Consider the following 26,224-nt stretch of genomic DNA (forward strand, 5'->3'; position numbering starts at 1 on the left):
GTGAATGCTTAGGCATCGTGATTGACGATGTCTTGCGGGTGTTTTGCCCAATAGCCCGTCATGGGCAGCCTTAGGTCTTGCAGCGGTGCTGGGCCATAATCTGAGGTTCATTCCTCGATAACGTCTTATAGCGAATCCCCATGCCCGCATACCGTTCCAAAACCTCCACTGGCGGCCGCAACATGGCCGGTGCGCGCGCCCTGTGGCGTGCCACTGGTATGAAAGATGGCGACTTTGAAAAGCCCATCATCGCCATTGCCAACTCCTTCACCCAGTTCGTGCCTGGTCACGTGCACCTGAAGGACCTGGGTCAACTGGTGGCCCGCGAGATTGAAAAGGCCGGCGGCGTGGCCAAGGAATTCAACACCATCGCCGTGGACGATGGCATCGCCATGGGTCACGACGGCATGCTGTATTCGCTGCCCAGTCGTGATCTGATCGCTGACTCGGTCGAGTACATGGTGAACGCCCACTGCGCTGATGCGCTGGTGTGCATCTCTAACTGCGACAAGATCACCCCCGGCATGCTGATGGCCGCCATGCGCCTGAACATTCCGGTGATCTTTGTCTCCGGCGGCCCCATGGAAGCGGGTAAGACCAAGCTGGCCAACCCCGACACCAAGGTCATCGAGTTCAAGAAGCTCGACTTGGTCGATGCCATGGTGATTGCGGCAGATGACCGCTACTCGGATGAAGAGGTCGCGCAGGTCGAGCGTTCGGCCTGCCCCACTTGCGGTTCCTGCTCGGGTATGTTCACTGCCAACTCCATGAACTGCCTGACCGAGGCGCTGGGTCTGTCCCTGCCTGGTAACGGCACCGTGGTGGCCACACACGCTGACCGCGAAGAGCTGTTCCTGCGCGCCGGCCGTCGCATCGTGGAACTGGCTCGCCAGCACTATGAACAGGACGACTACAGCGTGCTGCCACGCTCCGTGGGTTTCAAAGCGTTTGAGAACTGCATCACGCTGGATATCGCCATGGGCGGCTCCACCAACACCATCCTGCATCTGCTGGCCATTGCCAAGGAAGCCGAAATCGACTTCACCATGGCCGACATCGACCGCCTCTCGCGCGTTGTGCCCCAGCTGTGCAAGGTCGCGCCCAATACGCCCAAGTACCACATCGAAGACGTGCACCGCGCAGGCGGCATCATGGCCATCCTGGGTGAGCTGGCTCGGGCCGGCAAGCTGCACACCGATGTGCCCACCGTGCACGCCAAGACCATGGCCGATGCGCTGGCCCAGTGGGACATCACCGTCTCGCAAGACGAAGCCGTGCGCCATTTCTATATGGCAGGCCCCGCTGGCATTCCCACGCAAGTGGCCTTCAGCCAGAACACCCGCTGGCCCAGCCTGGACCTGGACCGCGCCGAAGGCTGTATTCGCAGCTATGAGCACGCCTTCAGCAAAGAAGGCGGCTTGGCCGTGCTGCGCGGCAACATTGCGCTGGACGGTTGTGTGGTGAAGTCCGCCGGCGTGGACGAATCCATTCTGGTGTTCGAAGGCCCGGCCCACGTGGTCGAGTCGCAGGACGAAGCCGTGGCGAATATTCTGGCCGACAAGGTCAAGGCCGGTGATGTGGTCATCGTGCGTTATGAAGGCCCCAAGGGCGGCCCCGGCATGCAGGAAATGCTCTACCCCACCAGCTACATCAAATCCAAGGGTCTGGGCAAAGCCTGCGCGTTGCTGACCGATGGCCGCTTCTCAGGCGGAACTTCCGGTCTGTCCATCGGCCACTGCTCGCCCGAAGCAGCCGCTGGCGGCGCGATTGGTCTGGTGCAGAACGGCGACATCATCCGTATCGATATCCCCAATCGCACCATCAACATGCTGGTCAGCGACGAAGAGCTGGCAAAGCGCCGCGAAGTGCAGGACGCCAAGGGCTGGAAGCCTGTGGAGGCCCGTCCTCGCAAGATCTCCGCAGCGCTCAAGGCCTATGCCATGCTGGTGACAAGTGCCGATACTGGTGCCGTGCGTGACCTGACTTTGCTCGACTAAACGACGCTCGGTTACGAGTGTTTCGTCATCGACCGCTGCACGGGCATCCGTGCTGACGGACAATCACACAGCCGCTCGATGCAAATCGCGCGGCTGTTTTTATTGTCTCGCCAGAAAGTGATCTCCATGCCCGCTCCATCCCGTCGTTCCTTCATCATGAAGACCGCTGGTCTGGGGTGCAAAGTCTGCGGTTGGGGCTTGCTGGCGCTGATGAGTGCTGGTGCGGTGCAGGCCGCTGATTCGCGCTACCCGCAGCGGCCCGTCAGGCTGGTGGTGCCTTTCACGGCCGGCGGCTCCACCGATCTCGTGGCGCGCGTCATTGCAGATGCCATGCACGCCAGTCTCGGTCAACCCGTGGTGGTTGACAACCGCTCGGGTGCCAGCGGCCTGATCGGCTCAGAAGCCGTGGCCAATGCCGCGCCGGATGGTTACACCATTGGCCTTGGCACCATCAGCACGCTGGTTGTGAACCCGGTCATGCTGCCGCAGTCTGCAAGGCTTGACCAGGCCAAAGCCTTTGTCCCCGTGGTGGCGCTGGCGTCCATCCCCTCGGTGTTTTCTGTGCATCCCAATCTGGGCGTGCACAACTATGGGCAGCTCATTGCGCTGGCACGCAGCAAGCCAGGGCAGCTCAATATTGGCTCGGCTGGTGTGGGCTCCATAGGCCATCTGATAGCCGAGCGCATCAATGCCGACCTCAAGATCAAGCTGCATCACATTCCTTACAAGGGCCAAGGCCCGGTGGTCAGCAGTGCGCTCTCGGGCGAGACCCATGTGCTCAGCGATCAATACCCCTCATCAGCCCCGCATGTGGCTGCGGGCCGAATGACTCCATTTGCGGTGGCCGCCCAAGAGCGCTTGCCGGCCTTGCCGCAGGTGCCCACTTTCAAGGAGCTGGGCCACCCCGCGCTCAATGATCTGGCGATTACCTGGTTTGGCATCGTCGCGCCAGCGGGCACTCCGCCTGTCGTGGTGAACAAGCTCAATAGCGCCGCAAACGCTGCCTTGCAGGATGCTGCGGTGCAGGAGCGGCTGCAAACCATGGGCGTGCAGGTCTTGGGTGGTGCGCCGCAGCGACTCAGCAGTCTGATCGATGAGACGAGCCGAACCGTGCGTCAGACGGTTCGAGAGCAGGGCTTGCAACCGGCAGCGGCGCGTTGAATGATCAGCCCCTGAGAGTGTTTGAACTTGCAAAAAAGATAGCTGCTTGCGCTTCATTAATAAGGGCTAAGGGCTGATATTGCTTCAAATGGCTTCTGCCGCGCTATCGGCTTGAGCGGTTTCGCCGAAAAGTCACTGGCCTGCGGCACAATGCCTGTCATGCTGATGTATCCGCAAATAGATCCCGTTGCCTTGCAAGTTGGTCCACTGGCCGTGCACTGGTATGGCCTGACTTATCTGATGGCGTTTGGCCTGTTCCTGTTTCTCGGAACAAGACGCCTGCTTCACCCGCCGTTCAAATACATGACCGGTGACAGGGCTTGGTCGCGCAGAGATGTAGAGGACATCCTCTTTCTCGGCGTGGTGGGCGTGGTGCTCGGGGGGCGTATTGGCTACTGCCTGTTCTACAAGCCCGGCTACTACCTCTCGCACCCCTTGGAAATTTTTGCGGTCTGGCAAGGCGGCATGGCCTTTCACGGCGGGCTTCTGGGCGTGATCGTCGCCATGATCTGGTTTGCCCGCTCGCGCAAGCGCAATTGGCTTGAAGTTGCAGATTTTGTAGCACCCTGCGTACCTACCGGGCTGGCTGCAGGCCGAATTGGTAACTTTATCAATGGTGAACTCTGGGGCCGTTTTGCCAGCGCAGACTTGCCCTGGGCCATGGTGTTCCCGCAAAGCGGCTCCACGCTGCCGCGCCATCCTTCGCAGATTTATCAGTTCTTGATGGAAGGCCTGCTGCTGTTCATCATTCTCTGGCTGTATGCGCGCAAGGAGCACAAGCCCGGTCAGGTGGCCGCTGTCTTCCTCGTGGGCTATGGCGCCTTCCGCTTTATTGCCGAGTACTTCCGCCAGCCTGATGATTTTCTGGGCATTTTGTCGCTGGGCATGAGCATGGGCCAGTGGCTGTGCATCCCCATGATTGCGGCCGGTATTTTCATGTGGGCTGTGTGCGGCAAGCGCCCTGCATACGATGTGCAGCGAACCGCTGCCTGAACAGGTTCTTGCGCATTTCTCACCCAACGCAGACTTCGGTCTGCGTTTTTTATTTCGGCGCTGATTCCTTCAAAAACTCTGCTCATAATGCTGAAAAGCGTTACTGCATCAGCGGTACTTGCTTCGTCAATGAGAGCAACAAGACGCAAGGATTAGGAGATCAATATGGGTTGGGCAGCAGACTGGATTGAGCAAACCAAACTGTGGGCGCGAGGTGCCGAAGGCGATAAGGGCGATGCCCTGCACCGCCCACTGGCGCTGAGGTTGGAAGCCACCTTGCGGCGCGGGCAGGAATCTCTGTCGCCACGTGAGCTGCGCCGTTTGCTGCAAGACATGCAGCAGGTGGCAGATGCCTCGCTCAGCGATGTAGAAGGCGGCCGTTACGCCCAGGTGCTGATGGACTGGTATGCCAAGGCCGAACTGCCAGCGCGCAAGGACTTCTGGCTGCTGGCCATTGAAAAATTCGGCCCCGACGCCAAGGCCTTGCAGGCTGCCCGCGACCGCTATGACAAGGCCGCCAGCGATGTCGATCGCAGCGAAGCCGAAATGGCCTTGCGCCGCGCACTGATCTCATCGCGCACGCGGCTGCTGCAGCGCTTTGCACAGCCGCAAGGGGGCATGCGTTTCCTCGTCAATATGCGTGCCGATCTGCTGGCCTTGCCCAAGGCCGAGCAGCGTTATGTGGCGCTGGATGCAGAGCTGGAGCATCTGTTCTCCAGCTGGTTCGATGTGGCGCTGCTGGAGCTGAAAAGCATCAACTGGGACTCGCCAGCATCGCTGCTGGAAAAGCTGATCCAGTACGAGGCGGTGCACGATATTCGGAGCTGGGCCGATCTGAAGAACCGGCTCGACAGCGACCGTCGCTGCTACGGCTTTTTCCACCCGCGCATGCCCAATGTGCCGCTGATCTTTGTGGAAGTGGCGCTGCTGGACAAGATGGCGGGCAGCATGGCACCGCTGCTGGATGAATCGGCGGCTGCCGCCGATCTCTCCAAGGCCAACACCGCCATCTTCTATTCCATCAGCAACACGCAGACGGGTCTCAAGGGTGTGAGCTTTGGTGATTCGCTCATCAAGCATGTGGTGGAGACGCTGACGCAGGAATTCCCAAAGCTCAAGCAGTTCGCCACGCTGTCGCCCATTCCGGGTCTGCGCAGCTGGTTAGCCAAGAATGGCGATGCCGTGCTGGCTGAGCTGGACGACAAGCAGAAGGCAGCGCTGGAAAAGGTCGCTGGCGGAGTGAGCGCTGCGCAATTGCTGGGCGCGCTGGATGATCCGGGATCGTTGCCCGAAAAGTCGGTGGTGCGCGGGGCCGCCATGTTTTGCGCAGCGCGCTATCTGGGGCGGGAAACTGCCAAGGGTCGCCCGCTCGATGCCGTGGCACGCTTTCACTTAGGCAACGGTGCACGCGTGGAGCGTATGAACTGGGCGGCAGATCTGTCGACCAAAGGCCTCAAGCAATCCATGGGGCTGATGGTCAACTATCTCTATGACCTGAAGCGCCTGGATAAGCACCGCAGCCTGCTGGCGCAGGGCAAGATTCCCGTTTCCTCGGAGATTGAATCGCTGTGCAAGGGATGAGTGCATAGCGTTTTGTTGTGCCTGCCTTTGCTGTCCTGCGTCGCCTAACCTAACCACAAGCCCGGCTGCAACTTTGCTGCCGACCGGGCATGCCAAGGAGACAGAGGATGCAGGACTTTTCGACAAAGAACTTGGGTTTGCAGCGCCGCACGCTGCTTCAATCGGCCGGGGCGCTGGCTGCAGCCAGTGCTGCGGGCTGGGCAGGTCTTGCTCACGCCGCTGATTGGCCCGCCAGACCGGTGAACCTGATCGTGCCGTTTCCGGCTGGCGGCGGAACTGACACCTTTGCCCGTCCGTTTTCGGCCCAGTTTGCCAAGACCTCTGGCAAGACGCTGGTGATTGATAACCGGGGTGGTGCGGGTGGCACGCTGGGTGCCAGCATTGCGGCAAAAGCTGCGCCGGATGGCTACAACTTTTTTATGGGCGGCACCCACCATGTGATTGCGCCCTCGGTCTACCCCAAGCTGGAATACGACCTGGAGCGCGATTTCATTCCGCTGGCGCTGCTAGCCAGCGTGCCGCAGGTGGTGGTGGTCAACCCCAAGAAGGTGCAGCACACCACCTTGCAGGCGCTGGTGAATGATTTGCGCGCCAATCCCGGCAAGTACAACTATGCGTCCGCTGGGCCGGGCTCATCCCACCATCTGGCGGGCGAGCTGTTCAAGCTGCAGACCAAGACCCAGATCACCCACATCCCCTACAAGGGCGCAGGGCCGGCGCTACAAGATTTGATAGCCGGTAATGTGGACATGCTGTTTGACGGCCTGGGCTCATCGGCCCAGCACATCAAGGGCGGGCGTATCAAGGCGCTGATGGTGGCGGGTGCGCAGCGCAACCCAGCCTTCCCTGATGTGCCTTGTGCGGCCGAGTGCGGTTTGCCTGATTTCACCGTGACTACTTGGTATGGCCTGTGGGCGCCCAAGGGCACGCCAGCGGTGGTGCAGCAGCAGATGCTGGAAGAGGTGCGCAAGATTGGTGCGGCCGACGATATCAAGTCGGCCTGGGCCAAGAATGGCGCTGACTATGGGCAACTGAGCCAGACGCAATTTGCCAGCATGGTGCAAAGCGAGGTGCAGCGCTGGGCACATGTGGTCAAGGCGGCGGGGGTGAAGATAGATTCTTAACTCCCGGCGTCCCCTTCTCATTTCGGGACGGCGTGCCTCAATCCAGGTCCTATGATGGACCTGTACTGTTTTTGCTTTTACTGTTTTTGAGTCTGACTGAATCACGTTGACCGACATGCATCAAGCCAATCTTTACAGCGCGCTGCGCGCTGCGTTTCCTGTGGATCTTCAAAAAACGGCGGTAGAGGCCATTGAGCCTGACGGCCAGAGTCTGTATTACAGCTGGGCCGATCTGGAGCATGGCAGTGCGCGCATGGCCAATCTACTGGCGTCGCTCAATCTGCCAGAAGGCAGCCGCATTGCGGTGCAGGTGGAAAAGTCGGTTGAAGCCATGATGCTTTACCTGGCCACGCTACGCAGCGGTCATGTGTTTTTGCCGCTGAACACAGCCTACCAAAGTGCCGAGATGGAGTACTTCATCACCAATGCCGAGCCAGCAGTGGTGGTGTGCGCGCCCGGCTGCTTTGGCTGGGTGTCCAAGATTGCGTTCACTAGCGGCGTGGGCCATGTCTATACGCTGGGCACAGACCGTACAGGCACGCTGCTGGACCGCGCTGCGCACCACAGTGATGAGCATCAGGTGGTGGCTCGCAAGGCGGATGATCTGGCTGCCATTCTCTACACCAGTGGTACCACGGGGCGCAGCAAGGGCGCCATGCTCAGCCACGGCAATTTGCTCAGCAATGCGGCGATGCTCAAGGTCTACTGGGACTGGCAGGCCGATGATGTGCTGATTCATGCCTTGCCCATCTTCCACGTGCACGGGCTGTTTGTGGCCATTCACGGGGCGCTGCTCAATGGCAGTCCCATGATCTGGTTTGCCAAGTTCGAGCCTGAGGCGGTGATGGCCCGCTTCAAGGATGCGACCGTTTTCATGGGCGTGCCCACGCTGTATGTGCGCATGCTGACCGATGCAAGGCTGGACCGCGACATGGCTGCCCATATGCGGCTGTTTATCTCGGGCTCGGCCCCCATGCTGATCGAGACCTTCCGTGGCTGGAAGACGCGAACTGGTCACACCATTCTTGAGCGCTATGGCATGAGCGAGACGACCATGCTGACCTCCAACCCCTGCAAGCCCGATGTGCGCTATGGCAATGAGGCCGAGCGCCGTGGCGGCACCGTGGGATTTCCACTTCCCGGCGTGGGCGTGCGGGTTCATGGGGATGACGGCAAGCCGCTGGCGGCGGGCGAGATTGGCAATATTGAGGTGCAGGGGCCGAACGTCTTTGCAGGCTACTGGCGTATGCCAGAGAAAACGGCCGAAGAGTTCACGCGAGATGGCTGGTTCAAGACCGGCGACGTGGGCATGCAGGACGCGCGGGGCTACTTCACCATCGTTGGGCGCAGCAAGGACTTAATCATCTCTGGCGGCTACAACGTTTACCCGGCTGAGGTGGAAGCCTTCATCAATGACCTGGCCGGGGTGGATGAAAGCGCGCTGGTGGGTGTGCCGCACCCGGACTTTGGCGAGGTGGGTGTAGCCGTCATCGTGCCGCGCAAGGGCGCGCAGGTGGATGGGCAGAAGATTCTGGAAGCTCTCAAGGCCCGGCTGGCCAACTTCAAGGTGCCCAAGCGCTGCTATGTGGTGGATAGCCTGCCGCGTAACACCATGGGCAAGGTGCAAAAAAAGCTGCTGCGCGATCAGTATCAGAAGGAATTTTCCTGATCGATGTGGGCATGAGTGCAGGCCGGGGAGGGCGATTCAGTGCCCCGGTGGCTCGTCAAGTGTTGGCTTTACGCCTCAGGATTGAATTCTTTGCAGGTGCTTGTCTTTTGACTTGACTCCTGAAAAGTGAGCTACTGGCGCCTGTATTTGCTCAAACTCAGTGAGAAATCGCTCAAAAAATAAAGCAGCTTGCACGCAAGCTGCTTTTGTTTTATGAGCGCTATCTCATCAATTCTGGGTACTTAACGCAGCACCAGAACGGGCACATGCGAATGCGTCAGCACGTGCTGAGTTTCGCTGCCCAGCAGCAGGCGCTGCAGACCCTTGCGGCCGTGCGATGCCATGACGATCAGATCGCAGTCGTGCTTTTTGGCAGCTTCCACAATCGATTCAGCCACTAGATCGGAGTGAGCGATTTGGGTGGTAACCGTGACTTTTCGCTCGTGGCCAAAGGCTTTGACGCCGTCCAGCAGCGTCTGAGCTTGCTCCGTCCACTGGTCTTCGATACGCTTGGCTTCCTTGATGTCCAGCAGGTCGCTGCCTTCCAGGTAGCTGCGTGGGTAGTGCGAGACCACCTTCAGCGCAACTACGCTGGCGCCGCACAAAGCGGCCAGATCCAAGCCTGCATGCACGGCCTTGTCCGAGAGTTCAGTGCCATCGGTCGCGATCAAGATTCGGTTGTACATAGTGTTCTCCTTGTTAGTTGATAGCCTTGTTGAATACAAGCATAAGTAGATTGGGCAGTTAACGGTTGATTAATGTCAAGGTCGTTATCATCTGACTTCGTTACGCTTGAAACATGTCCCAACACCCGAATATCCAGCCCACCACGGCGGAGCAAGCTGTTGCTGACACTGGTTTTCTGAACTCGCCACAGACGCTTACGCATCTGCTGGACGACCCGCAAGAATGGAGCTCATTTGGCCGCCCCGCTGGCCAAAGCTCCAAGGCTCCAATCTCCGAAAATGCGACCGAGTCCCCGGTGTGGGACTCTTTTGTAGTTTTGGAGGGCATGCACTGTGCTGCGTGCGCGCTGACCATCGAGGAGGCGCTTCGCGCCGTTCCCGGAGTTCAGGCCGCCGAAGTCAGTGCTGCAACGCGCCGAGCCCGTGTCGAGTGGCGTCCCGCCCATGTGCTTCCATCCCAGTGGATGGAGGCCGTTGCGCGCGCCGGTTACCGTGCCTTGCCTGCGCGCGATGCCTTCGCGCGCGAGCTACGCCAGGCCGAAACACGCCGCGCGCTGTGGCGCTGGCTGGTGGCCGGCTTGTGCATGATGCAGGTGATGATGTATGCATGGCCTGCGTACACGGCCATCCCTGGTGATTTGTCGCTGGAGATGGAAACGCTGCTGCGCTGGGCATCGTGGGTGATTTCTTTGCCCGTGGTGCTGTTTTGCTGTGGCCCGTTTTTCAAAAGCGCACTCAAAGACATTACCCAACGCCGCGTGAGCATGGATTTGCCCGTGGCCATCGGCATGCTGATCACCTTCATCATCAGCACGCTGGGCACGTTTGACCCGACGGGGCCTTTTGGTCAGGAAGTCTTTTTTGACTCGCTGACCATGTTCGTCTTCTTCCTTCTCACCGGCCGCTGGCTGGAGCTGCGCCTGCGCGACCGCACGGCTGGCGCATTGGAAGCGGTGATGAACCGCCTGCCCGATTCGGTGCTGCGCCAGCAGGCCGATTCGGAGGAGTTTGAGCGCGTGGCCACACGCCGCCTGCGCGTGGGCGATGTGGTGCGTGTGCTGACCGGTGAAGCCTTCCCGGCGGACGGGCATATCGTGCGCGGCACCACCCATGCGGATGAAGCGCTGCTGACCGGTGAATCCACCCCCGTTTTGCGCGCTGAAGGCGATGCAGTAACCGCTGGTAGCTATAACTTGGATAGCGTGGTGGATGTGTGCGTGGATAGCGTGGGAGAGGGCACCCGCTTTGCGCAAATCGTCAATTTGATGGAAAGCGCCTCGCTGCAAAAACCCACGCTGGCCCAGCTCGCCGACAAGGTGGCGCGCCCCTTCCTCGTTGTGGTGCTGCTAGCTGCGCTGGCTGCTGCCATCTGGTGGTGGCCTACCGACCCTGGCAAGGCGCTGATGGTGGCGGTGGCCGTGCTCATCGTGACTTGCCCTTGCGCGCTCTCTCTGGCCACACCCGTAGCCATGCTGACAGCCGCTGGCACCTTGGCGCGCAGCGGCGTGTTGGTGCGTAATCTGCAAGGCCTTGAAGCGCTGGCTGCGGTGGACACGCTGGTGTTCGACAAGACAGGCACGCTGACCCGCGATGGCCTGGTGCTGCGGGCTCTTACGCCAGCCGCAGGCCAGAGTACAGATGATGCGCTGACGCTGGCTGCCTTGCTGGCCCGCCAGTCCATGCACCCGGCATCGAAAGCGCTGGCGCAGGCTGCGGTGGTGGCTGAGTTGCCTGCCAGCGACTGGCTGCTGGATTCGGTGCAGGAAGTGGCCGGCAGCGGTCTGGATGCTTGGGTTCATGCCCGTGATGAAGTGCCGGGTAGTGCAGGGCGCCGCCGTCATCTGCGCCTGGGCTCTGCTGCGCATGTGCAGGTGGCTGAGCTGGCACCTCAAGAGCCAGGCCAGAGCGTGATGCTGGCCGAAGAATTGCAAGGGCGCTGGGTTGCGCTGGCCCAGTTCCACCTCAGTGAAGATGTACGCCCCGAAGCGGCGCAGGTGATTGCAGACCTCAAGCAGCAGGGTGTCAGTGTGCACTTGCTGTCTGGCGATCGATCTGCAGCCGTAAAGGCAGTGGCCGCCAAGCTCGGTATCGAGCAGGCCAGAGGGGACTGCAAGCCGCAGGACAAGCTGGCCGCCATGCAGGCGGAACAGGCCGCAGGCCACAAGGTTGCGATGGTGGGCGATGGTCTGAACGACGGCCCAGTTTTAGCTGGAGCGCATGTCTCTTTTGCTTTTGGTAGAGCAGTGCCGCTGGCACAATCACGATCAGACTTCGTGGTACTGGGAGACAGCCTGGAGTTAGTGCTGCAAAGCCTGTTGCTGGCCCGACGGACCTTGTCCGTGGTGCGCCAGAACCTGGGCTGGGCAGCAGCCTATAACGCGATCTCTATTCCTCTGGCCCTGATGGGCTGGATGCCTGCCTGGCTGGCAGGGCTTGGCATGGCGCTGAGCTCTTTGCTGGTCGTCGCTAACGCAGCCCGTCTTGCACGTGCGTTGCCGCTGCAGGTTGCAAATAGCAACGCGTCTGACCCCGCGCATCTTGCGCCGGGCACCGTCATGCCACTGACCCAAGGAGGCCGCTGATGGACATTCTCTATGTATTGATACCGCTTTCGGTCGTGCTGGTGCTGGCCATCGTGGCCGCCCTGTGGTGGGCGGTTTACCGGGGTCAGTTCGAGAGTGTGGAACAAGAAGGCGAGCGCATTCTTCGCGACGATTGATGTGGCTCAACGAGCCAGATGACAAACCAATGAACACTTTGCAAGAAATCTAAGAGGTGCCCGATGGAAGCAACAAATAACAATGCTGTCTATTACGACGACAACGTCGTAAGGCAGTTCTCTATCATGGCCGTGGTGTGGGGGGTGGTTGGTATGGCTGTGGGCGTGTTTATCGCGTCCCAGCTGGCCTGGCCAGAACTCAACTTCGGCATTTCCTGGCTGAGCTACGGGCGCCTGCGTCCGCTGCATACCAATGCCGTCATCTTTGCCTTCGGTGGCTCGGCGCTGTTTGCGACCAGCTACTACGTGGTGCAGCGTACCTGCCAGACCAAGCTGTTCATGCCCAAGCTGGCCAGCGTCACGTTCTGGGCCTGGCAACTGGTCATCGTGGGTGCGGCTATCAGCCTGCCCATGGGCTACACACAGGGCAAGGAATACGCTGAGCTGGAATGGCCTCTGGACCTGCTGATCGCAGTGACCTGGGTGTCCTACGCCATCGTGTTCTTCGGCACCATCGGTATCCGCAAGGTCAAGCACATCTATGTGGCTAACTGGTTCTTCGGCGCCTTCATTCTGGCCGTGGCCCTGCTGCACATCGTCAACAACATCTCCGTGCCTGCTGGCTGGATGAAGAGCTACTCGGCTTACGCCGGTGTGCAGGATGCGATGGTTCAGTGGTGGTACGGTCACAACGCCGTGGGCTTCTTCCTGACCGCTGGCTTCCTGGGCATGATGTATTACTTCATCCCCAAGCAGGCCGGTCGTCCCGTGTACTCGTATCGCCTGTCGATCGTGCACTTCTGGGCGCTGATCTTCACTTACATGTGGGCGGGTCCTCACCACCTGCACTACACCGCGCTGCCTGACTGGACACAGTCCGTGGGCATGGTGTTCTCGCTGATCCTGCTGGCTCCCAGCTGGGGCGGCATGATCAACGGCGTGATGACGCTGTCGGGTGCCTGGCACAAGCTGCGCGACGACCCCATCCTGCGCTTCCTGATCGTGTCCCTGTCGTTCTACGGCATGTCCACCTTCGAAGGCCCGATGATGGCCATCAAGACGGTCAACGCACTGTCGCATTACACCGACTGGACCGTGGGTCACGTTCACTCCGGCGCTCTGGGCTGGGTGGGTCTGATCACCATGGGTTCGCTCTACTACCTGATTCCCCGTCTGTTCGGTCGCGAAAAAATGCACTCCGTGCCCGCGATTGAGCTGCACTTCTGGATGGCCACCATCGGCATCGTGCTGTACATCGCCGCAATGTGGATTGCCGGTGTGATGCAAGGCCTGATGTGGCGCGCAGTCAACCCCGATGGCACGCTGACTTACACCTTCGTGGAAAGCGTGAAGGCGACCTATCCCTTCTACGTGATTCGCGTCACAGGTGGTCTGCTGTATCTGGGCGGCATGCTGGTGATGGCATGGAACACCTTCAAGACCGCAGCGGCTGGCCGTCCCGTAAAGGTGGCTGTGCCTGCCTTGGTGGCCCACGCCTGAGCATTGAGGAGCAATAGCAATGTCTGATCAAAATAACGCAGCTCCCAAGAGCTTTTCCCACGAGAAGATCGAGACCAGCAACTTCTTGCTGATCGCGCTGACTCTGTTCGTGCTGGCCATTGGTGGTCTGGTGGAAATTGTTCCTCTGTTCTTCCAGAAGTCCACCACGGAAGCCGTGGCGGGCCTCAAGCCCTACACCCCCATGCAGCTGATGGGCCGCGACGTCTATCTGCGCGAAGGTTGCTACAACTGCCACTCGCAGATGATTCGCCCCTTCCGCGCCGAGACCATGCGTTACGGCCACTACTCGGTGGCGGGTGAGTTCGTGTACGACCACCCCTTCCAGTGGGGCTCCAAGCGTACCGGTCCTGACCTGCACCGTGTGGGCGGCAAGTACAGCGACGAATGGCATCGCATTCACCTGAACAACCCCCGTGACGTGGTGCCTGAGTCGAACATGCCAGCTTACCCCTGGCTTGAGACCAGCAAGGTTGACGACACCGTGGTCGCTCAGCGCATGAGCGCTCTGCGCAAGGTGGGTGTGCCTTACACCGACGCGGAAATCGCAGGCGCGCAGGCTGAAGTCAAGGACAAGACCGAGATGGAGGCTGTGATCTCCTATCTGCAGGTCCTGGGCCGCGCCGTCAAGTAAGAGAGGAAGGGCTGGAAATGGATATCACCACCATGCGCATCCTTGCCACGCTGGCATCGATGGCTTGCTTCATCGGCATCTGGTGGTGGGCGTATGCCCACCGTAACCAGGCCCGTTTTGACGAAGCAGCTCAAGTCCCCTTCCTGCAAGAAGACTGAGCCGGTCCACCATAACGAGAACATTCCATGAGCGATTTCGTAAACAATTTCTGGTCGGTGTATGTCGCGGCGATTACGCTGATCGGCATCTTTGGCTGCTTGCTGCTGCTGATAATGGTGGCGCGCAAGAAGGTTGACTCCGCTGGAGACAACACCACGGGCCACGTCTGGGACGAAGACCTGCGCGAACTCAACAACCCCATGCCCAAGTGGTGGATGGGTCTGTTTGTGATCACCGTGATCTTTGGCCTGGGCTACCTGGCTGCCTACCCCGGTCTGGGTGCCTTCAATGGCAAGCTGGACTGGAGCCAGAACGGCGCCTATGAGCGTGAAATGGCCAAGGCCAAGGCCGATCTGGAGCCCATGTACGCCAAGTTCGTCAGCATGCCCACCGAAGAAATGGCCAAGGATCCTCAGGCCATGGCCATCGGTGAGCGTCTGTTCATGAACAACTGCGCGCAATGCCACGGCTCTGATGCCCGCGGCAGCAAGAGCTTCCCCAATCTGGCAGATGGCGACTGGTTGCACGGCGGCTCTCCTGAAAAAATCAAGGAGACCATCAGCAACGGCCGTATCGGCATGATGCCTCCCATGGCTGCTGCCGTGGGTACGGCTGATGATGTGCGCAATGTTGCCAACTACGTGCTGAGCCTGTCGGGCAGCCCTCACGATGCTGTCAAGGCTTCGCTGGGCAAATCCAAGTTTGTGGCCTGCGCGGCTTGCCACGGCATGGACGGGAAGGGCAACCCCGCACTGGGCGCGCCTAACCTGAGCGACGACATCTGGCTGCATGGCTGGGGTGAAGCTGCCATCGTCAACATCGTCAACAACGGCAAGCACAATGAAATGCCTGCCCAGAAGGAAAAGTTGACGGAGGCACAAATTGCTGTGCTGGCTTCTTATGTCTGGGGTCTGTCTCACAAAGACGGCGCCGTACAAAAATAATTAGCATTGAAAGCGGCGCTTCGAGCGCCGCTTTTTTCCGTTTGAGTTTTCAGAAGTTTCAGAAGTATTAAGGAAGCTCCATGCAATCCGATAAAGGGAAGCGTCGCAAGATCATTCCCATTACACCCGCAGAGCCTGAAGGTGGCACCGATAAGGTGCCGATGTTTGTGTCGGAGAAGAAGGTGTACTCGCGCTCTATCTCCGGCGTATTTGCCCGCTGGCGCTGGGCGATGGTGTTTCTGACCCAGCTGTTTTTCTATGGGATGCCCTGGCTGCAGTGGGGCGAGCGGCAGATGCTGCTGTTCGACCTGGAAGCGCGGCGTTTTTACATCTTTGGACTGGTTCTGTATCCGCAGGACTTTATCTATTTGACAGGCCTGCTGATCATCTCGGCACTGGCTCTGTTTTTGTTTACGGCAGTCGCAGGACGGCTGTGGTGCGGCTTCTCCTGCCCGCAGACGGTCTATACCGAGATCTTTGTCTGGATTGAGAGCAAGGTCGAAGGCGAGCGCAGCGCGCGCATGCGCCTGGACAAGAACGGTTGGACGTTTGAAAAAATCTGGAAGAAGTCGCTCAAGCAATTCCTCTGGATTGCCGTGGCGCTGTGGACCGGTTTTACCTTTGTCGGCTACTTTGTGCCTATCCGCGAACTGGCAGTGCAACTGCTGGCACTGCAAGGCAACTGGCAGATGTTCTGGGTGCTGTTTTACGCGTTTGCCACCTATGGCAACGCCGGCTATATGCGCGAGCAGGTCTGCAAATACATGTGCCCCTATGCACGTTTTCAGAGCGCCATGTTTGACAACGACACCATGGTTGTCAGCTACGACGGTGAACGCGGCGAGCCGCGAGCCCCGCGCACCAAGAAAGATGATGCCAAGGCTCTGGGTCTGGGCGACTGCATTGACTGCAATATGTGCGTGCAGGTCTGCCCTGTGGGCATCGACATTCGCAAAGGCTTGCAGTACGAGTGCATTGGCTGCGGATTGTGCATTGATGCTTGTAACTCCGTCATGGACAAGATGGAGTACCCGCGCGGGCTGATTCGCCTGACCACGCAAAACGCTATTACCCGTGCATGGAAACATGCCCAGGTGATTCGCCGCATCTTCCGTCCGCGTGTGCTGATTTACACCGCGGTGCTGGTAGCGCTCAGCACGGCCATGATTGCCAGTCTGGTCATGCGAGAGCCGCTGAAGGTGGACGTGATTCGTGACCGCGCTGCGCTGTCGCGCATTGTGGCGGGCGGCAAGCTGGAGAACGTCTACCGCCTGCAGATCATGAACGCTACCGAGTCCGAGCAGCGCTACCGCATCAGCGCAACCGGGCTGGATCATCTGGAAGTGGCGTCTGAGCAGGAAGTTGTTGTCGGCCCGGCCGAAACACGCGGTATTGCGGTGCGTCTGCAGATTCCGTACGGCTCGGCAGAGCCTGGCTCGCACCCGGTTTACTTCAATCTGGATGCGGTGAAGGCCGGATCTGGAAAGGTCTCTGAAAAGACCGTCTTCCTGGTGCCACGCTAAAGCATGCGTGATCTCAGAAATGCATCTCTGAGATCACGCACGGACATCGCCAATCGGCAACAATTTGCAGTGCGTGCCAGCCATGATCTGGCGTGCACTGCAGAATTACTGAATAAGAGGTTTCATCATGTCGGCAGCACAAGCCAAGGCCCCGAAAACGGTCAAGATTATTCACCCCGAGGATGGCAAGCCTTGGTGGAAATTTGCCCATGTCTGGCTCGTGATTTCCGGTCCCTTGGTGGTGGTGATTGCGGGTGTAGTGACGGCCTATATTGCAATGAGCAAGCCTGATCCCGTGATCGACCCTGACTACTACCGCCATGGCCTGGAGATCAACCAGCGCCTGTCAGAGAATGAGAAAAGTCTGGCCCCGGCCATCACCGGTCGCAACCATGCGGCAACGCCTGCCAAGGATCACCCGACAGACCGCTGAAGTCGTCGCAAGACTTCCATTCCAAGGCCGCTTTGCGGCCTTTGTTGTTGGCTCATTGAAAATATGAGCGTTTAGCGCTTGATCTACTTGGCTTATAGATATGAAAGATCTTGATATCAATTAACAGAAGGCGCTAGCTGCTCTTGAAATCATAGTGATTCAGGGTTTTCCGCCTTGGTGCATGCCCGCGATGTGGTGTTTGAAGTCACAACACTTGTGCAAAATACGATCAAACCCACGATCCAAGGAGATTCGCGATGGAAGCTCGACGCTGGATATGGATTGTCTGGCCTGCCTTTTTGGCAGCAGCAATCATGGAGCTGGTGGTATTTGCCTTTGTGGACCCGCTGGATGTGCACTGGCTGGGCTCACCACTGGAGTGGTCGCGCAGCGCCATCTATACCGTGGCCTTTTTTGCCTTCTGGGTGGTTTCAATCATCGGTGCCCTGATGACGGTCGCGCTGGGGCGCTCAGCCAGTGACTTGAACGGCGGTATTGTCTCTTCCCCGCTGCCTGAGTAAGGCTCGCTGCAAAAACAAAAAGCCCGCTGATGCGGGCCTTGCTTCTGGAGTTAATACTCAGTCAGCTCTGCATTGCTGGCTGTTGACGATGCGCTTGAGCGCCTCGGTATCCAGAATGCGCAGGTGGCGCTGCTTGACTTCCACAATGCCTTCTTCGGCAAATTTGGAGAAGGTGCGGCTCACGGTCTCAAGCTTGAGGCCCAGGTAGCTGCCAATTTCTTCGCGCGTCATACGCAGCACCAGCTCTGACTTGGAAAAACCACGAGCAGCCAGGCGCTGCACTAGGTTCAGCACAAAAGCGGCCAGACGCTCTTCAGCGCGCATGCTGCCCAGCAGCAGCATCACGCCATGCTCGCGCACAATTTCACGGCTCATGACCTTGTGCACGTGGTTTTGCAGGGCTGTGACTTCACGCGAGAGTTGCTCAAGCTTGTCAAACGGCATGACGCAGACTTCAGCATCTTCCAGCGCCACAGCATCGCAGGTGTGGTGGTCGTTGACGATGCCATCCAGACCAATGATTTCGCCCGCCATCTGAAAGCCCGTGACCTGATCGCGACCGTCTTCGGTGGCGACGCTGGTCTTGAAAAAGCCTGTGCGAATCGCGTACAGCGAGGTGAAGTCTTCACCGTTGCGAAACAGCAGCCCGCCGCGCTTGATCTTGCGGCGCGTGGCCACAATTTCGTCAATGCGCTCCATTTGTTCATCGTCCAGGCCCATGGGCATGCACAGTTCACGCAGATTGCAGTTGGAGCAGGATGCTTTGATGGTCTGAAGATTCATGGGCTTTTAGCAACGGCACTGACAGACTTCAATAAGAGAGTCGTGCCGGTCATTGACCTCGTGTTTGGTAATGAGATGGATCAAATTGTCGCAGCACTTGCCTTGCTGTCTCTTGATATTCATCAAGGACAGGGTGAATGGCTTGAGGCACATTGCTCATATTCATTCAAAAATATGCGCTCCTGCCTCTTTATGGTGATGTTTTCAGGGCTTGATGCCTTTGTTAATAAATACTTTTGAGAGGTGTGATCGCACACTGACGAGTAGTTATGACCGCTGTCACGCCCGAGTTGCTGAGCCGCTTTGATATTCCTGGGCCTCGCTACACATCGTTCCCAACAGCCGACCGTTTTGTTGAGGCTTTCGGTGCAGATGACTACATCCTGGCGCTGGAGCAACGCAAAGCGCACACAGGTGTACGCGCCTTGCCCCTGTCTGTCTATGTGCATGTGCCATTTTGTGAGTCGCTTTGCTACTACTGCGCCTGCAACAAGATAGTCACCAAGCACCATGAAAAGGCTGTCGAATACTTGGACTACCTAGCGCGTGAACTGGCAATGCACACCGCGCATTGCGGCAAGGGTCAGGTTGTGAGCCAGCTGCACCTAGGCGGCGGCACGCCCACGTTCTTCAGCGACGCCGAGTTGCAGCAATTGATGGCGCTGATGCGTGAGCATTTCAAGCTCGATGCGGCAGGCGAGTACTCAATTGAGGTCGACCCGCGAACCGTCAGCAATGAGCGCCTGAAAGTGCTCAAGGACATGGGCTTTAACCGCCTGAGCTTTGGCGTGCAGGACTTTGACCCCGCCGTACAAAAAGCCGTGCACCGAGAGCAGCCCGCCGAGCAGGTTTTTGCCTTGGTAGCCGAAGCACGCCGACTGGGCTTTGTCTCCATCAATGTGGATCTGATCTACGGCCTGCCTAAACAGACGCCGGAGTCATTTGCGCGCACGCTGGCTCAGGTCAATGAGCTGCGGCCTGATCGCATTGCGCTGTATGCCTATGCCCACCTGCCAGAGCGCTTCAAGCCGCAGCGCCGCATCGAATCGGCTGATCTGCCCATGGGGCAGGACAAGCTCAACATGCTCTCGGGAGCGATTGATGCTTTTATGAGCGGTGGCTATGTGTATGTGGGCATGGATCACTTTGCGCTGCCCACCGATTCACTGGCTATTGCAAAACGTCAGGGCCGCTTGCATCGCAACTTTCAGGGCTATAGCACGCAGCCAGACTGCGATCTGATTGCGCTGGGTGTGTCGGCTATCGGCAAGGTGGGCGCGACTTACAGCCAGAACGTCAAGACGCTGGAAGAGTATTACGACTCGATTGATGCCGGTGTGCTGCCTGTGCAGCGTGGGCTGGCGCTGTCGCGTGACGATCTGGTGCGCCGCGCCGTCATCATGTCCATCATGTGCCAGGGCTCGGTGCTGTTTGAGCCCATGGAGCAGGCCTGGCTGATCAACTTCCGCGAGTACTTTGGAAGCGAACTGGCCGAGCTCAAGGAGATGCAGGCCAATGGGCTGATTGAGTTGTCTGACGAAGGCTTCAAGGTCACGGGACTGGGCTGGTTTTTTGTGCGTGGAGTAGCCATGCTGTTTGACCGCTATTTGCAAGCTGACAGAACCCGTGCACGGTTTTCACGCATCATCTAGCGCATGTTGTTTTCGCTGGTCTGGACTGCTTTGATCATGGGGCTCGTAGGTGGGCCCCATTGTCTTGTTATGTGTGCTGCACCTTGCAGCGTGGTGACGGGTGCGCGCCCTTCTGGTGCCGCAAATGCCGAGCAAGTCATTTCGGTGCGCGGCTTGCAAAAGTGGCAATGGCTGCGCACCAGCATGTTCCATCTGGGCCGCATTGCGGGCTACGCCTTGCTGGGCTCCATTGCCGCTGTTGCCATGGAAAGCCTGGCCTGGCTGACGAATCAGGCGACAGCGCTTCAGCAGTTGTGGGCGCTGATGCATGTGGCCGTCATGGCCTGGGGCCTTGCTATGCTGGTGCAGGCGCGCCAGCCCGTATGGCTGGAGCGTGCGGGCCGTTCTGTGTGGGCCAGAGTCCAGCCGCTGGTGACTGCACCCGGCGGAAGTCTTGTTGCAGGCTTTGCCTGGGCGCTAATGCCTTGCGGTTTGCTGTATTCGGCGGTGCTGGTCGCAGCTTTGAGCGGCGGTGCCTGGCAAGGGGCTTTATCCATGGCAGCGTTTGCCATTGGCGGGACTGTGTGGTTATTGGCAGGCCCATGGCTGTGGCGACTTGGGCAGTCACATGTCAATGCGTTGCGAGCCCAGTGGGGCACCAGAATTGCGGGCTTGATGCTGATTGGCGTAGCTAGTTGGGCTTTGTGGATGGATTTAGTCTACAAACCCAGCCTTTGGTGCCGATAAGTAACGCAAGCGGGTCTGTTAGGAAGTATTTGCATCCCAACAGACCCTAGTGATGTTTCTGCAGTCACAGAACTGCGGAATAATGTGTCATCTTGTGTTCAGCATTTAAAGTGAATCGTTTCGTAGCTATTGATGTAGGACAACTGCGTATAGGCATGTATGTTCAATTGGAAACCGGTTGGTTGCGCCATCCCTTTCCCGTTAATAGCTTCAAAATTACCACTGCAGAGCAATTGAAGGCACTTGCTGGACTCAAGCTCAAGGCCGTCCAGGTCGATCTCTCAAGAAGCGATGTGCAGGAAGCTGAGTCTGCACAAAGTGATAGCGCTCTCACAAACTCCCCGCCATCTGCAGAGTCGCATCGCAGCGATACAGAGGTCTGGCGCGACAGAGTTTTGGCCGTACAGTCTCAGTTTTTGGGCGCGGTCTCTGTTTTTGATGATGTACAGGCGCAACTGCCCGCAAGCCCCGAGTCTGCGAGAGCTCTTACGGATGCGCTGGTGGTGCAGCAAGTCGTCAAGCTGGCGCAGGAGCGCGATATCAGCCTGCATTTGCTGGCCGATGCGGGCGGAGCCACCTTTGGCATTCATGGCGTCAATGTCGCCGTGCTCAGTCTGCTGCTGGGCAAGACTCTGGGTTTGCGCAATGAGGTCTTGCAGGACTTGGGGACTGCAGCGCTGCTGCACGATATTGGCAAGCCAGCATTGAAAATTTCTGCCACAGCCTGCGCGCTCAATCAGGGCTCGGCTGCTGTGCCCCTGCGAGACACGACATACGCGCGGCATGTGGGTGAGTCGGTCGCCTTGGCTCTGAGCATGGGCTATACGCCTTCAGTCACCACCGCGATTGCGCAGCACCATGAATGGGCAGATGGCTCTGGCTTTCCCTTGGGTTTGCTTGAAGCCGATATGGACATAGCAGGACAGATACTGGCGCTTACCAATAATTTTGAACGCCTGTGCAATCTGCCTGAGCTGGGCAATGAAATGACGCCGCATGAAGCCATAGCAGCGCTTTATGGCCAGTACCGCCAGCGCTATGCGCCTGATGTACTCAAGGCTTTCGTGCAGACGCTGGGCGTGTACCCGCCGGGCTCATTGGTAGAACTTAGCGATGGACGTTTGGGCGTGGTGGTCTCGGTGAACACCAGTCAGTCGCTCAAACCTCAGGTGTTGACATATGACGCACTTGCCCCCCAAAAAATGCAGCATGTTGATCTGCTCGTGCATATCGGGCTGGGCATTCGTCGTGGCCTGACACGTAATCAAGTCCCCCGTAAAACCTTGGAAGTCCTGCAGCCGCAAAGGCGCTTGTGCTACTTTTTCGATAGTTCAGCAGTCAAAGCTGCCGAGAAAGATTCTTCGTGATTTCGCCGCAGAGCATGCATTTCGGACCTCTGCTTACATCCATTCTGGATGGTCTGCAGGAGGCTGTTTGGTTGCTGGATGCACAAACACTCAAGGTTGTGCATGCCAACGCGGCCAGCGTTTCGCTCACTGGCTATACGCCGCAGCAGGCACAGGATCAGTATGTCGATGTGCTGTGTGCTTCGCTGGTGCAGAAAGCGTTCTGGCAAGATTCGACGAACTGGGTGGGTGGTGCGAAATTTCTCTCCGAAATTTGCCGTGCCGATGGCTCTTTGATCGCTGTAGAAATGGGCGTGCGTAGCGTTGATGAAACATCGCGTTGGCTGATGCTCACGATGCTGGATCGAAGCGAGCAGCTGCAGCACGAGAGCAAGCTCGACATGCTGCTGGCAGAGCTGCGAGCGACGCTGGAGTCTGCGGCCGACGGCATGCTGGTATGTGATTTGCGGGGCGGAATTCGCGCTTTCAATCATCGCTTTGCGGATTTGTGGCAACTGCCTGAGTCACTGCTTGTGCAAAGAGATGACACTGCCATCTTCGAGCATATGCAAGCCCAGACGGTCAGCAGCGAGAGTCAGTTCACCTTGCTGCAAGAGACCACAGACTTGTCAGCGCCTGAGACTTCTGAGGTGCTCATGCTTTACGGCGGGCGGGTACTTGAGCGCCGCTCTGTACCCCAGCTCAGCCGCGGCGTTGCCATAGGTCGCATTTACTCCTATCGAGATATTACTGTGGAGTCATGCTCCGCCACAGAATTGCGGCTGGCAGCTCGGGTGTTTGAGTCCAGTATGGACGGCATTTTTATTGCCGACTCTCATGGCGCTATTGTTCAGGTCAACCCCGCTGGGGTGGATTTGCTGCATAACAAACCGGTTCTAGGTCTTGCTGCCTGGACCTTGTTTGAGGCCGATAGTGGCCCGGTTTCTGACCTGCTTGAGCTGGCGGCAGCGCGCTGGGATGTGGGTAGTTTCTGGGAAGGTAATCTGTGGCTCAAGCAAAGCGATGGTCAGCGCTGTGCGGTCTGGCTGTCGTGGGTGGCGCTGCGTGATGGCTATGGCCGTCTGGTGCAAAGCATTGGCTTTATGCGCGACATGACCATGCAGCGCAGTGCTCAAGAGCAGATTGAGCAACTGGCCTATAACGATGCGCTGACGGGCTTGCCTAACCGCCTGAGTTTGAGTCGCCATGTGCAGACAGCCATTACGGCAGCGCGTTTTACCCAGCAGCCTTTCAGTATTCTGTTTCTGGATCTGGATCGCTTCAAGATCATCAATGACTCGCTTGGTCACGATTTTGGCGACCGGGTTCTTAAGCAAGTCGCCCAGAAACTTAGTGGATTGCTACGCCCCGCCGACGTGCTGTGCCGCCAGGGCGGCGATGAGTTTGTGCTTTATTTGCACGACTGTACGGGCGAGGGTGCATCGGCAGTGGCAGGGCGCATTCTGGAAGAAATGCGCCAGCCCTTCATGCTTGACGGCCTTGGCTTTACGGTGCAGTGCAGTATCGGCGCGGCGCAGTTCCCTGCAGATGGATTGACGCTGGATGAGCTGATTCGCCAGGCTGACATTGCCATGTATCGCGTCAAAGAACGTGGTCGCGGCAACTTCAGCTTTTATCAGCCGCAGATGAGTGCTGGCTTGTTGTCGCGCATGAGGCTGGAGCATGCCATGCGTCAAGCCCTGGACAAGGGGCATATGGCGGTGCATTTTCAGCCTCAGGTACATATTCGCTCGGGGCGCATTGTGGCTGCCGAAGCATTGCTGCGCTGGACAGATCCAGAGCTGGGCGTGATTTCTCCGGGGGCCTTTATTCCTCTGGCCGAAGAGTCCGGCTATGTGGTGGCATTGGATGCCTGGGTGTTAGAGCAATCGGTGCGCGAGGCTGCGCACTGGCTGGCTATGGGCTCGCCCGTCAGAGTTTCTGTCAATGTCTCAGCGCTGGAGTTCAGGCAGCCAGATTTTGTTGATCGCTTGACCCACGTGCTTGAGAGCAGCGCTTTGCCAGCGCAGTGGCTGGAGCTGGAACTGACCGAAAGCATCTTGCTGCAAGATGCGCAGGAGATGGCATTGCGCGTGCACCAGATTGCGCAACTGGGTGTAGGGCTGGTTATCGACGATTTCGGTACAGGTTATTCCAGCCTGGCTTATCTGAAGAAACTGCCCATTTCCAAGATCAAGATTGACCAGAGCTTTGTGCGCGGCCTGCCGCACGATGCGGGGGACAAGGCCATCGTCGGCGCCATCATCAGTATGGGCCGGGCGCTGGGTGTTGAGCTGGTGGCCGAGGGGGTGGAAACACAGGCGCAGTGCGAAGCGATTGCGCAATTGCAGGGCGACTACTTTCAAGGTTATCTGTGCTCGCCAGCCGTACCTGCTGAGCAGTTCAGGCTGCGACTGACCCAGGGGGGAGCTGAAGAAAGTGCTGACGCCGTTTCTTTCCTGCCGAATAACGATGGTTGCGCTCTTCAGACACCAGGCTTGCAGTAGTCAAATCAGCTCGCATTTTTGATAACTTATCTATCGTCTGATTTGACGATGCATGCCTTGCGTAGCTTCAGCACAATTCCTTTATTTCCATGGGCCGACTTCTTGGCGCACGGTGTTGAGTCACTATGAATCAATAAATACCGTGCGCAGAGTTGAGCAGTTGCGCGGTGCTTGATGGGCCGAATTTTTTGAGATATCAAATGCCCAAGAGCGATTACGTCACATTCGACTTCTATAACTGCATTTCTTCTGGCCAAGGGGCGCTCACAGAATTTTCGGTGCCGGGTGGCTCTGAAGTGGCTGCAGCTCCTTTGAGAGATGCAGCCTTTGGCATTGAGACTGAATTAATCAGCAATCTGATTGCAGCACTGTACGAGGCGGCGTCAGCGCCAGAGAGCTGGAAAGCCTTTCTTGAGCTGTTGCGCTCCAGCGCGAATGGCAACTATGCCTCGCTTATCGTTCGCGATCCTCATGGTGACAATGTGGGCTGGGTGATCTCAGCTTCAGGTGGGCGCGTGGATGTGATTTCGCACGACCCGTACGCACACTGGAGCCCATTTCTGGGGGTGGACAAAGACAAAGTGCTCACCTTGCAGGATGTCATGACGGAGTCTGAGTGGAAGGCTAGCCGTTACTACACCGACTGGTGCAAAGACATTGATATTGAGCACATTCTGGCGCTTGATGTGGTGACGGACAATGGCTGCGCCTATGGTCTGCGCATTACGCGATCAAAGAAGGCCGGGGTTTTTGAGGCTGGTGAGCTGGACTTGGTGCGCATGCTGGTGCCGCACTTCAAACGCGTGCTGAATATGCAGTTGAACTTGCATAGAGATCGCCAAGTCATCTCGCTTTATGGACGTGCCACGGCTCAGTTGATGATGGGGGTTGTCATCCTTGAGCAGACTGGGCGAATGATTGAAGCCAATCCTGCAGCAACTTCCATTCTGAATGTGGGTGATGGCATTCGCGTCAATAACGGTTCGCTAGAGGCCGTGTATGCCAATGACAATCGCAAGCTCCAGCGTTTGATTCGGGATGCTTTGCTTTCCCCGAAGTTGTCGAGAGTTTCCATGACCGAAGGCATGTCTATCACCCGTCAGTCGGGTCAGCTGAACTGGGGTGTGGTGGTGCAAAGCGTTTCACCGGATGAGTGGACTGAAGGAAAGCAGCGCCCCAGCGTGGCGGTCTTTTTGCGCGATACAACTGGCAAGGCTGAGCCACCCGCCAAACTGACGCAGCAGCTCTTTCATCTGACCCCCGCAGAAACCGCCGTCGCCACGCATCTGAGTAATGGCATGTCGCTGGAAGAGGCTGCAGAAGCGCTTGGCATCAAGCCCAACACGGCGCGTGCCCATCTGCGCTCTATTTTTTCCAAAACGGGCGTGCGCAGGCAGACCGAGCTGGTTCGACTCTTTCTCAATAGCGTGGCCTGGCTGGGCAATCATTGAGGCGCTAAAAAAGAAAAGGCCCGCATGGTGCGGGCCTGTCTTGTGGAGCTTGCAACTGTTTTGATCAACAGCTGCTTGAAGTATCAGGTGTCTGCAA

At 58.2% G+C, this 26,224-nt stretch carries 23 protein-coding genes; 21 read left to right on the forward strand and 2 right to left on the reverse strand.

All coding sequences use genetic code 11. The features are described 5' to 3' along the window. The first annotated feature begins 140 nt into the window (after positions 1-140). The 6 genes from ilvD (at position 141) to RSF91_RS01580 (ending at position 8,525) form a co-directional block, all read left to right on the forward strand. Positions 141-1,997, forward strand: coding sequence for a dihydroxy-acid dehydratase (gene ilvD / locus RSF91_RS01555; RefSeq protein ID WP_332566757.1), 1,857 nt, complete (start codon positions 141-143; stop codon positions 1,995-1,997). Between the two features lie 126 nt (positions 1,998-2,123). Next, the gene (locus RSF91_RS01560; protein WP_332566758.1) at positions 2,124-3,158 is read left to right on the forward strand and encodes a Bug family tripartite tricarboxylate transporter substrate binding protein; all 1,035 of its coding nucleotides are present in this window, start codon (positions 2,124-2,126) and stop codon (positions 3,156-3,158) included. 159 nt (positions 3,159-3,317) lie between these two features. Continuing rightward, the gene (gene lgt / locus RSF91_RS01565; RefSeq protein ID WP_332566814.1) at positions 3,318-4,151 is read left to right on the forward strand and encodes a prolipoprotein diacylglyceryl transferase; all 834 of its coding nucleotides are present in this window, start codon (positions 3,318-3,320) and stop codon (positions 4,149-4,151) included. Positions 4,152-4,316: 165 nt separating this feature from the next. After that, positions 4,317-5,732, forward strand: coding sequence for a malonyl-CoA decarboxylase (locus RSF91_RS01570; RefSeq protein ID WP_332566759.1), 1,416 nt, complete (start codon positions 4,317-4,319; stop codon positions 5,730-5,732). A 107-nt stretch (positions 5,733-5,839) separates the two neighbouring features. Next, a complete protein-coding gene (locus tag RSF91_RS01575) occupies positions 5,840-6,856 on the forward strand; it encodes a Bug family tripartite tricarboxylate transporter substrate binding protein (protein WP_332566760.1) in 1,017 nt (338 codons plus the stop codon). Positions 6,857-6,971: 115 nt separating this feature from the next. Continuing rightward, complete coding sequence (locus RSF91_RS01580; protein WP_332566761.1) at positions 6,972-8,525, forward strand: malonate--CoA ligase; 1,554 nt, start codon at positions 6,972-6,974, stop codon at positions 8,523-8,525. Between the two features lie 242 nt (positions 8,526-8,767). Here the strand turns inward: RSF91_RS01580 and RSF91_RS01585 are convergent, their stop codons facing one another. Continuing rightward, positions 8,768-9,211, reverse strand: a complete 444-nt coding sequence (locus RSF91_RS01585) for a universal stress protein (protein ID WP_332566762.1) — start codon at positions 9,209-9,211, stop codon at positions 8,768-8,770. 113 nt (positions 9,212-9,324) lie between these two features. On the opposite strand from RSF91_RS01585, the gene RSF91_RS01590 reads away from it, so the two are divergent. The 9 genes from RSF91_RS01590 (at position 9,325) to RSF91_RS01630 (ending at position 17,662) form a co-directional block, all read left to right on the forward strand. Beyond that, positions 9,325-11,793 (forward strand): heavy metal translocating P-type ATPase, encoded by a 2,469-nt coding sequence (locus RSF91_RS01590; protein WP_332566763.1) that lies wholly within the window; start codon positions 9,325-9,327, stop codon positions 11,791-11,793. Then, positions 11,793-11,930 carry a cbb3-type cytochrome oxidase assembly protein CcoS gene (gene ccoS / locus RSF91_RS01595; protein ID WP_099736580.1) on the forward strand — a complete coding sequence of 46 codons (138 nt, stop codon included), beginning with the start codon at positions 11,793-11,795 and terminating at the stop codon, positions 11,928-11,930. The genes RSF91_RS01590 and ccoS overlap by 1 nt, the downstream gene beginning before the upstream one ends. Before the next feature lie 63 nt (positions 11,931-11,993). Then, complete coding sequence (ccoN, locus tag RSF91_RS01600; protein ID WP_332566764.1) at positions 11,994-13,430, forward strand: cytochrome-c oxidase, cbb3-type subunit I; 1,437 nt, start codon at positions 11,994-11,996, stop codon at positions 13,428-13,430. Positions 13,431-13,449: 19 nt separating this feature from the next. After that, complete coding sequence (gene ccoO, locus RSF91_RS01605; protein WP_099736582.1) at positions 13,450-14,082, forward strand: cytochrome-c oxidase, cbb3-type subunit II; 633 nt, start codon at positions 13,450-13,452, stop codon at positions 14,080-14,082. Between the two features lie 17 nt (positions 14,083-14,099). Continuing rightward, the gene (locus RSF91_RS01610) at positions 14,100-14,240 is read left to right on the forward strand and encodes a cbb3-type cytochrome oxidase subunit 3 (RefSeq protein ID WP_332566765.1); all 141 of its coding nucleotides are present in this window, start codon (positions 14,100-14,102) and stop codon (positions 14,238-14,240) included. Positions 14,241-14,267: 27 nt separating this feature from the next. Next, positions 14,268-15,185, forward strand: a complete 918-nt coding sequence (gene ccoP / locus RSF91_RS01615) for a cytochrome-c oxidase, cbb3-type subunit III (protein ID WP_332566766.1) — start codon at positions 14,268-14,270, stop codon at positions 15,183-15,185. Between the two features lie 80 nt (positions 15,186-15,265). Beyond that, on the forward strand, positions 15,266-16,708 hold the full coding sequence (gene ccoG, locus RSF91_RS01620) for a cytochrome c oxidase accessory protein CcoG (protein WP_332566767.1): 1,443 nt from the start codon (positions 15,266-15,268) through the stop codon (positions 16,706-16,708). Between the two features lie 127 nt (positions 16,709-16,835). Continuing rightward, positions 16,836-17,141, forward strand: coding sequence for a FixH family protein (locus tag RSF91_RS01625; RefSeq protein ID WP_332566768.1), 306 nt, complete (start codon positions 16,836-16,838; stop codon positions 17,139-17,141). A 257-nt stretch (positions 17,142-17,398) separates the two neighbouring features. Next, entirely contained in the window at positions 17,399-17,662 is a 264-nt protein-coding gene (locus tag RSF91_RS01630) for a hypothetical protein (RefSeq protein WP_332566769.1), read from the forward strand. Positions 17,663-17,719: 57 nt separating this feature from the next. Here the strand turns inward: RSF91_RS01630 and fnr are convergent, their stop codons facing one another. Continuing rightward, positions 17,720-18,445 (reverse strand): fumarate/nitrate reduction transcriptional regulator Fnr, encoded by a 726-nt coding sequence (gene fnr, locus RSF91_RS01635; RefSeq protein ID WP_099736588.1) that lies wholly within the window; start codon positions 18,443-18,445, stop codon positions 17,720-17,722. Positions 18,446-18,487: 42 nt separating this feature from the next. Here fnr and RSF91_RS01640 point away from each other — a divergent pair, with 42 nt between their 5' ends. From RSF91_RS01640 to RSF91_RS01665, 6 genes are all read left to right on the forward strand, one after another. Continuing rightward, the gene (locus RSF91_RS01640; protein WP_332566770.1) at positions 18,488-18,685 is read left to right on the forward strand and encodes a hypothetical protein; all 198 of its coding nucleotides are present in this window, start codon (positions 18,488-18,490) and stop codon (positions 18,683-18,685) included. A 29-nt stretch (positions 18,686-18,714) separates the two neighbouring features. After that, a complete protein-coding gene (gene hemN, locus RSF91_RS01645; RefSeq protein ID WP_332566771.1) occupies positions 18,715-20,097 on the forward strand; it encodes an oxygen-independent coproporphyrinogen III oxidase in 1,383 nt (460 codons plus the stop codon). Between the two features lie 3 nt (positions 20,098-20,100). After that, a complete protein-coding gene (locus RSF91_RS01650) occupies positions 20,101-20,823 on the forward strand; it encodes a sulfite exporter TauE/SafE family protein (RefSeq protein ID WP_332566772.1) in 723 nt (240 codons plus the stop codon). 110 nt (positions 20,824-20,933) lie between these two features. Next, on the forward strand, positions 20,934-22,190 hold the full coding sequence (locus RSF91_RS01655) for an HD-GYP domain-containing protein (RefSeq protein ID WP_332566773.1): 1,257 nt from the start codon (positions 20,934-20,936) through the stop codon (positions 22,188-22,190). Between the two features lie 14 nt (positions 22,191-22,204). Beyond that, a complete protein-coding gene (locus tag RSF91_RS01660) occupies positions 22,205-24,676 on the forward strand; it encodes a sensor domain-containing protein (protein ID WP_332566774.1) in 2,472 nt (823 codons plus the stop codon). A gap of 200 nt (positions 24,677-24,876) precedes the next feature. After that, complete coding sequence (locus RSF91_RS01665) at positions 24,877-26,127, forward strand: helix-turn-helix transcriptional regulator (RefSeq protein ID WP_332566775.1); 1,251 nt, start codon at positions 24,877-24,879, stop codon at positions 26,125-26,127. Positions 26,128-26,224: the final 97 nt, after the last annotated feature.

This window comes from Comamonas sp. (assembly GCF_036643215.1).
GTDB lineage: Bacteria > Pseudomonadota > Gammaproteobacteria > Burkholderiales > Burkholderiaceae_C > Comamonas.